Annotated in this window: 7 protein-coding genes; all 7 read left to right on the plus strand. The window is 43.4% G+C overall.

From position 1 onward, the window contains the following. The first annotated feature begins 148 nt into the window (after positions 1 to 148). The 7 genes from VEZ01S_RS08305 (at position 149) to VEZ01S_RS16535 (ending at position 6,986) form a co-directional block, all read left to right on the plus strand. Complete coding sequence (locus tag VEZ01S_RS08305) at positions 149 to 430, plus strand: HlyU family transcriptional regulator (protein ID WP_021713579.1); 282 nt, start codon at positions 149 to 151, stop codon at positions 428 to 430. 173 nt (positions 431 to 603) lie between these two features. Next, positions 604 to 2,142: a Re/Si-specific NAD(P)(+) transhydrogenase subunit alpha gene (gene pntA, locus VEZ01S_RS08310; RefSeq protein WP_021713580.1), complete on the plus strand. Its 1,539-nt coding sequence runs from the start codon at positions 604 to 606 to the stop codon at positions 2,140 to 2,142. 10 nt (positions 2,143 to 2,152) lie between these two features. Beyond that, on the plus strand, positions 2,153 to 3,532 hold the full coding sequence (gene pntB, locus VEZ01S_RS08315; protein ID WP_021713581.1) for a Re/Si-specific NAD(P)(+) transhydrogenase subunit beta: 1,380 nt from the start codon (positions 2,153 to 2,155) through the stop codon (positions 3,530 to 3,532). 304 nt (positions 3,533 to 3,836) lie between these two features. After that, positions 3,837 to 5,291, plus strand: a complete 1,455-nt coding sequence (gene vxrA / locus VEZ01S_RS08320; protein ID WP_040890453.1) for a sensor histidine kinase VxrA — start codon at positions 3,837 to 3,839, stop codon at positions 5,289 to 5,291. Continuing rightward, positions 5,266 to 5,928 (plus strand): response regulator transcription factor VxrB, encoded by a 663-nt coding sequence (gene vxrB, locus VEZ01S_RS08325; protein ID WP_021713583.1) that lies wholly within the window; start codon positions 5,266 to 5,268, stop codon positions 5,926 to 5,928. The genes vxrA and vxrB overlap by 26 nt, the downstream gene beginning before the upstream one ends. Further along, positions 5,928 to 6,809, plus strand: a complete 882-nt coding sequence (locus VEZ01S_RS08330) for a DUF2861 family protein (RefSeq protein WP_021713584.1) — start codon at positions 5,928 to 5,930, stop codon at positions 6,807 to 6,809. The genes vxrB and VEZ01S_RS08330 overlap by 1 nt, the downstream gene beginning before the upstream one ends. Before the next feature lie 21 nt (positions 6,810 to 6,830). Next, a complete protein-coding gene (locus VEZ01S_RS16535) occupies positions 6,831 to 6,986 on the plus strand; it encodes a YoaH family protein (RefSeq protein WP_021713585.1) in 156 nt (51 codons plus the stop codon). Positions 6,987 to 7,818 lie beyond the last annotated feature (832 nt).

Genomic DNA, 7,818 nt, shown 5'->3' on the forward strand with positions numbered 1-7,818 from the left:
GTGTTTCTTATCGTACATTTTCTCCGTTTGTCTTTTAAATCGCATAAGCGTGTGATGTATAACGACAATTTCTGACGAATAGTACTCGCCTTTAAACGCCGTTTAACATAGATTTAGTAGCAGTAAGTCTAAGATTTTTGGAGAGTTTATGGGTTGGTTTAGTCGTCTTTTTGGTTCATCAGATAATAAAAAGCAAGAAATTATTGAACCTGTGGAATACAAGACGTTTTTAATTTATGCAGAACCGATTGCCGAAGGTGGTTTGTTTCGGATTGCTGGACGCATTACGAGTGGAGAAGGTGATTCAGTGAAAACGCATCGCTTTATTCGTTCAGATGTACTTGGCAACAAAGCGGATGCCAATGAATTAATGATTAAGAAAGCCCAGATGTTTATCGATCAAATGGGTGAGTCCATTTTTGATAAGTAATGTCAGCATCTAGTCTGATGAGTGGTTTGTAAGGCAACAAGCGGTTGTTTTATAGCTGATATTAATGATAACTTTTTGTTATTGCTTGAGAACGTTTCTGCCAAACGACAAGGCAGTCGAGCCAAGATTTTTTATTTTGTATTTTTAATTTGTGCCAATAGTAGGGAATAGCTATGCAGATTGGTGTACCTAGAGAAAGTCTCGCGGGTGAAACACGAGTAGCCGCCACACCTAAAACGGTGGAGCAGCTGATAAAATTGGGATTTGAAGTCTCAATAGAAGAGGAAGCGGGCGCGTTAGCCAGTTTTGATAATCAAGCGTTTGTAGCGTCTGGGGCAACCGTTGTTGACCACAGTACGGTATGGAATGCTGATCTGATTTTGAAGGTCAACGCACCATCAGATGATGAGATTGAACTGTTGAAAGATGGAGCAAGTTTAGTCAGCTTTATTTGGCCAGCGCAGAACCCAGAATTGATGGAAAAGCTTTCCAGCAAAAACATCAACGTAATGGCGATGGACTCCGTGCCACGTATTTCACGTGCGCAAGCGCTAGATGCATTGAGCTCAATGGCCAATATTGCAGGCTACCGCGCCGTGGTCGAAGCGGCGCATGAGTTTGGACGTTTCTTCACCGGACAAATTACCGCTGCCGGTAAAGTGCCGCCAGCTAAAGTCTTAGTAGCAGGTGCAGGCGTTGCCGGCCTTGCGGCGATTGGCGCCGCTGGTAGCCTTGGCGCGATTGTACGCTCGTTTGACGTTCGTCCTGAAGTAAAAGAACAAGTGGAATCAATGGGCGCAGAGTTCTTGGAAGTGGATTTCCAAGAAGATACGGGCGCCGGTGATGGTTACGCGAAAGAAATGTCAGATGAGTTCAACAAAAAAGCTGAAGAGCTGTATGCTGCTCAAGCGAAAGACGTTGATATCATAGTCACAACCGCGCTTATCCCAGGTCGTCCAGCGCCTAAGCTTATCACCAAAGAAATGGTTGATAGCATGAAAGCGGGTAGCGTGATTGTCGATCTTGCCGCGGCAAACGGCGGTAACTGTGCTTACACCGAAGCCGATAAAGTGGTAACTACGGCAAATGGCGTAAAAGTCATTGGTTATACCGACATGGTAGGTCGCCTGCCAACTCAGTCTTCACAGCTTTACGGCACCAACCTTGTCAATCTTCTAAAACTGCTTTGTAAAGAGAAAGACGGCACCATCAACATCGATTTTGAAGATGTTGTACTGCGCGGCGTTACTGTAGTTAAAGAAGGTGAAGTCACTTGGCCTGCGCCACCAATTCAAGTTTCAGCTCAGCCTCAAGCCGCTCCTAAAGCTGCGCCAGCTAAAGCAGAACCTAAAGTTGAAGAGCCTACCTCTCCAGTGAAAAAACTGATTGGATTGGCGGTAGGTGTTGGCGCATTTGCTTGGGTTGCATCTGTGGCTCCAGCGGCATTTTTAGCGCACTTCACTGTATTTGTGTTGGCATGTATTGTCGGCTACTACGTAGTTTGGAACGTAACACACGCATTGCACACGCCACTTATGTCGGTAACGAATGCCATCTCAGGCATTATCATTGTGGGCGCGTTGCTCCAAGTTGGGCAAGGGGATGGCGTCGTGACCTTCCTTGCATTTATCGCTGTATTAATTGCTAGTATCAATATCTTCGGTGGCTTTACGGTCACTAAGCGTATGCTAGAAATGTTCCGTAAAGACTAAGGAGTAACGAATGTCTGCAGGATTAGTTCAAGCCGCATATATTATTGCTGCTGTCTTTTTTATCATGAGTCTGGCGGGGCTTTCTAAACAGGAAAGTGCGCGTGCAGGTAATTACTACGGTATTGCAGGTATGGCGATTGCCTTACTTGCGACTATCTTCGGTCCACACTCTAGCGGCATCGCGTGGATTCTGTTAGCCATGGTGATCGGTGGTGGTATTGGTATTCACTTAGCTCGAAAAGTGGAAATGACCGAAATGCCAGAATTGGTGGCAATCCTACACAGTTTTGTGGGCATGGCCGCAGTGTTAGTGGGTTACAATAGCCTTATTGACGCGCCAATTTTAACCACTCACGCTGAGCATATGATTCACTTAGTTGAAGTGTATATCGGTGTATTTATTGGTGCGGTAACCTTTACCGGTTCCATCGTCGCCTTTGGTAAATTGCGCGGCGTGATTTCATCATCCCCTTTAAACCTACCGCATAAGCACAAGCTCAACTTGGCAGCCATTGTTGTCTCAGCTTTGCTAATGAAATGGTACTTAGGTAGCGACGGCGGCTTATTGCCACTGTTCTTGATGACGCTAATTGCATTTGCTTTTGGCTATCACTTGGTAGCGTCAATTGGCGGCGCAGATATGCCAGTGGTTGTGTCCATGCTGAACTCATACTCTGGTTGGGCCGCAGCAGCAGCAGGTTTCATGCTCGCTAACGATCTATTGATTGTAACGGGTGCATTGGTGGGTTCTTCGGGTGCCATTCTGTCCTACATCATGTGTAAGGCAATGAACCGCTCATTTATCAGTGTCATCGCAGGTGGCTTTGGTCAAGAAGTTGCAGTCTCTACTGGTGATGAAGAGCAGGGAGAGCACAGAGAATCCAGCGCTGAAGAAGTGGCTGAGATGCTGAAAAACTCGAAGTCAGTAATCATCACTCCGGGATACGGCATGGCCGTAGCGCAAGCGCAATACCCAGTGCACGAAATTACTGAAAAGCTTCGCGCGCAAGGCATTGAGGTTCGTTTTGGTATTCACCCAGTAGCGGGTCGTCTACCAGGACACATGAACGTACTGCTTGCTGAAGCAAAAGTGCCGTACGATATCGTTTTAGAAATGGACGAAATCAACGACGACTTCCCTGAAACGGATACCGTGCTTGTTATCGGCGCAAACGACACCGTAAACCCAGCCGCACTTGACGATCCAACAAGCCCAATTGCAGGCATGCCTGTACTTGAAGTATGGAACGCGCAAAACGTGGTGGTGTTCAAACGTTCAATGAATACAGGTTACGCGGGCGTACAAAACCCATTGTTCTTTAAAGAGAATTCTTCGATGCTGTTTGGCGACGCGAAAGAGTCGTGTATGAAGATTATTGAGCATCTTTAATGAGCTAAATGAGAAAACATAAGCCGACATTAGCGTTTATCGCTGTGTATTAAAGCTGAGTTTGCTAAAAATCCGATAAACTTTGTTTATCGGATTTTTTTATTGTTCATTAAACATCTGTTTCAATTGAGCCCCTAAATAACTAACCAATCAACCATATCATCTCTGTATGGAAAGTATTGTGTAAAAACCGTTCGATTTTTGTGTGGTTTAGGTAGAGATCTGTCATTTCGTTGTCAATATTGGTGTTGGATTTGGAACGCATGACGGTTTGGGAGTATAGTGAAACCATTCTAGTTAAAACATGTTGTACTCTTTGAGAACTTTACTTCTATTCATCAGCTTACTGTTAGTAAGCCCTGTATTAATGGCGAAAACACTGCCCCAAAGATTAGATGCTTTGGTGGGATTGTTCGTCTTTAAAGAGGCTAAAGATGTGTACGATATGCAGGTGATTCAAGCTGATTTTCCAACCGCTTTGATTGATCCACATTCTATGTTGCCTCAAACCAGCAAATATCCGCTAAAGGACATTCAGCTGCTTTATCGTTTGGAGCAAACCTGTAAAAGCAAATTACCGCTTAGTCCAACCGTGACAGAGCCTTTAGTCTTTACTCGAGCTATGTGTCGCGGCACACAATTGCCGTTAAAGTGGTTTGCTCGCTCCAATCCCATTCACCCAGGTGGGGGCACTTACGCTGCTCGATATGTAAAAGCACACCCAGAACGCACGAAAGAGCTTGAACCTTACATGCATATTAGTGAGCGCAAGTTGGCGGATCCCAGTTCATTGTTAGGGCGATTACAGGTGATGCACAGCGATGGCATTGCTTCATTGTTATCGGGTGCGCCAATGTTTTTACAAGATAAGGAATTTTGGCTAAGAAAAGGTGACAGCTACTTTGTCTTTGATATCAAAATCTTAGAACAAAATGCTAAACAAGCTGAGCTGAGTTTTATGCCGGTTTCTCAAGTGAGTGAATGTTTTTTCGAGCGAGGTAACATTTGCTGGAAACAACACGACAATAGCCACCTTATCAAGAACTTAGTCTATGTCTTAGTGTTCTTAAACGTCACACTTATTGTCGGTTGGTCAATTTATCGGTGGAACAGTAAGCGTGAAGAAATGCGCAGTCGCATGTTAATATTGCAGATATTGACCCATGAATTACGCACGCCGATTGCCAGTTTATCTATGACAGTTGAAGGTTTTCGCCGTGAATTTGAACACTTACCTGAGTCTGTATACGACGAATTTAGACGCTTATGTGAAGACTCAAGAAGGCTACGTCAGTTAGCTGAGGCGAGTAAAGATTATTTGCAGTCGGATAATCAAGCGCTAGCAACCGAACATTTACCCTCGATGCAAGAGTGGCTTGAATATAAAGTTGAAAATTACTCTGGTGATGTTGAACTCAAGCTTGATAAAGACATCGAGGTTCAGATTAATATTTATTGGCTAGGTACGTGTATCGATAACCTAGTTAATAACGCGATAAAGTACGGTGTGGGTAAAGTTCAACTTTATGTGCATAGAAGTAACGATACGCTCACCATTGAGGTTCAAGATGAGGGCAAGCTTAGCGCCAAAGATTGGAAGCGCTTGCGTAAGCCTTTTGTCAGTGAAGCTGGGTTAGGCTTAGGCTTGACCATAGTGGAATCTATGGTGGGAAGAATGGGGGGCAAGATGAAGTTAGCTGGCCCTCCAACAAAATTTGTAATGGAGATCCCTTGTGGAACAGACGCTACTACTCGTTGAAGATGATAAAAACTTGGCTGATGGCCTGCTAGTAAGCTTAGAGCAAGCGGGTTATACATGTCTACATTCTGAAACTATTGCTGAAACGACCAAGCTATGGTCGAAAGCGGATCTAGTGATTTTAGATCGACAATTGCCTGATGGTGATTCTATTTCTCACCTTGCTGAGTGGAAAGCCATTAAATCGGTGCCCGTCATTTTACTTACCGCGTTAGTAACGGTTAAAGATAAAGTGTCAGGGCTTGATGCGGGTGCGAATGATTATTTAACAAAACCATTTGCAGAAGCCGAACTTTTTGCTCGCATTCGCGCAAATTTACGTGTGGTGGACGGTGAATCTCAGTTTGATGATTCTAAAGTCATTACGAATAGTCTTGTGATAGACAAAGCGACGCGCGAAGTCTATTTCCACAATGAAAGTATTTCATTGACTCGTACTGAGTTTGACTTGCTGATGTTCTTGGCGAGTAACCTTGGGCGTGTGTTTACTCGTGATGAGCTGTTGGATCACGTATGGGGCTATAATCATTTTCCTACAACGCGCACCGTAGATACTCACGTATTGCAATTGCGTCAAAAACTGCCGGGTATCGATATTGAAACGTTGCGTGGCGTTGGTTATAAGATGAAAAGCTAATGAAGCCAATTTTAGCGACGTTATTGTTAATGCCACTGGTTGTTCCTGCACCAGCGAATGCGCAGTGGTTTGAAGAAAATAATATCGTCACTCAAATGCATCAAAAACTCTTGGAAGATGATCTCAATGGTATGTATGAGCTCATGGTTCAAGTGTGGCAGCAAGAATCTACCGACCGTTTAGCATCGCACATGGATGCGTTGTTAAAACAAGCCACAGAAAAAGATTGCGGCAAAAGCTTGATAGCCGAAGGGTTTCCAACTTGGATTGACTCGATCACTATTGAGAAAATTGCTGTGCAGCGACCAGGGCGTTTATCCAATAAGTTAGCGTTAGATATTCTCACTGACAAACCTTTAGTTTCGGTTGAATTAAAGGCGTGGCCAGATTTGACGATATCTAAAAACGTAATTGACCAACGTTCTTATGAAGAAACCAATGACGACAAACGTACTTTGCAGCATACCGAAGCGACGTACAGTTTAAATAAACCGATAAAGTCGGGCTTGTACCAACTTGTTTTAGAAGATAACACCCAGCGGCAGTGGACACATTGGTTGATCATGAACGATCCTGATCCTGTACATGTCGTCCGTTGGGATTCTCAGGACAGCTGGGTAGTCGATAAAAAACGCTTGCTCAACCGATATTGCCCACTGCCAGTTCAAAAAGTCACAGTTTATGACTACAAAGACGGTAAATACAATACGGTCTGGAATAAGTCGTATGAATCTATCTATCCTGTTAGACTACCCGCCAATGCGGTACCACCAGACCGTTATGTGGTGAGCGTATCGATGACACAATCTCAATGGCAAGGTCCAATTTTATTTCAGGACAAGCGCGTAATTAGTAAGACTGTCGACTACACAGACGAGTAGGGCAGAACGGAAGGAACAACTATGTTTGACGATTTACCCCCACTGACACACGAAGAGCAGCAAAAAGCGGTTGAGCGAATTCAAGAATTGATGGCCAATGGCATGAGCACTGCACAAGCCATTAAGCAAGTTGCAGAAGATATTCGTAAAGAGTTTAAAAAAGATCAAGAGCAGTAATGCTCTTGTTTTTTATGTCTCTAATGCACTATAACTAACTATGTTTAGGTCAATATAATCAGCTCAACGAGTGAAATGGGTGGTTAAGCTCTTCAAAAGAGTTGGGCCAAAATATAGGTGAATTTGCACTTAACTAATATTTTCAATTACTTACGATTTCTGTGTGTGGCAGGGTTTTACATTGACGATGTCACTGATTATTTGATTAGTATTTTATGCTGTAGATAACTTATGCTGAAAATTTCAGTGTAATAAAGAGACAAAGTTCGTTGTAGCTTGCGAAAGTCAGCAGATAGGAAGATGGAATCATTTGCTTTTTGAGCGGATTGGCCTGAATCGTATTTAAATACTCATATCGTGACAATGTCACTGAAAGTGAGTTGTGACCGCAACACTAAGCTGAGCGTTTGGATAGCAAGAGGTATAAACAAGGAAGTTTTTAGTCTGAATTTGATAATCACCATGCTGCAAGAAAATAGATTTCGTTGTATTAAACATGTCGCTTAACGAACTTCGGGTCTTTGGTCTTGGGTTATCTGGTAACTAGTGTTTTTTGATGTTGTTGGGGTTTAGTCCGTGAACGTAATGATACTGTATATAAATACAGTCAATGGGCGGCGCAGCATCAACTGTGAAACTCAGAGAGAAAATATCTTAGGATACTGAATGATTTGTCAGCCGTTCTGTAACGCTTCGAATTAAAGGTAGACGGTTTAATTATTACTGATTCATCGTTAAGAAATAGCCATGCTAAATTGCATGTATCAAGTATACATGCAGGGACATTTTAGTATGATTGAGTTTGTATTTGACTATGTTGCCTTCATGACTG

It is taken from the genome of Vibrio ezurae NBRC 102218 (assembly GCF_000467185.1).
GTDB lineage: Bacteria > Pseudomonadota > Gammaproteobacteria > Enterobacterales > Vibrionaceae > Vibrio > Vibrio ezurae.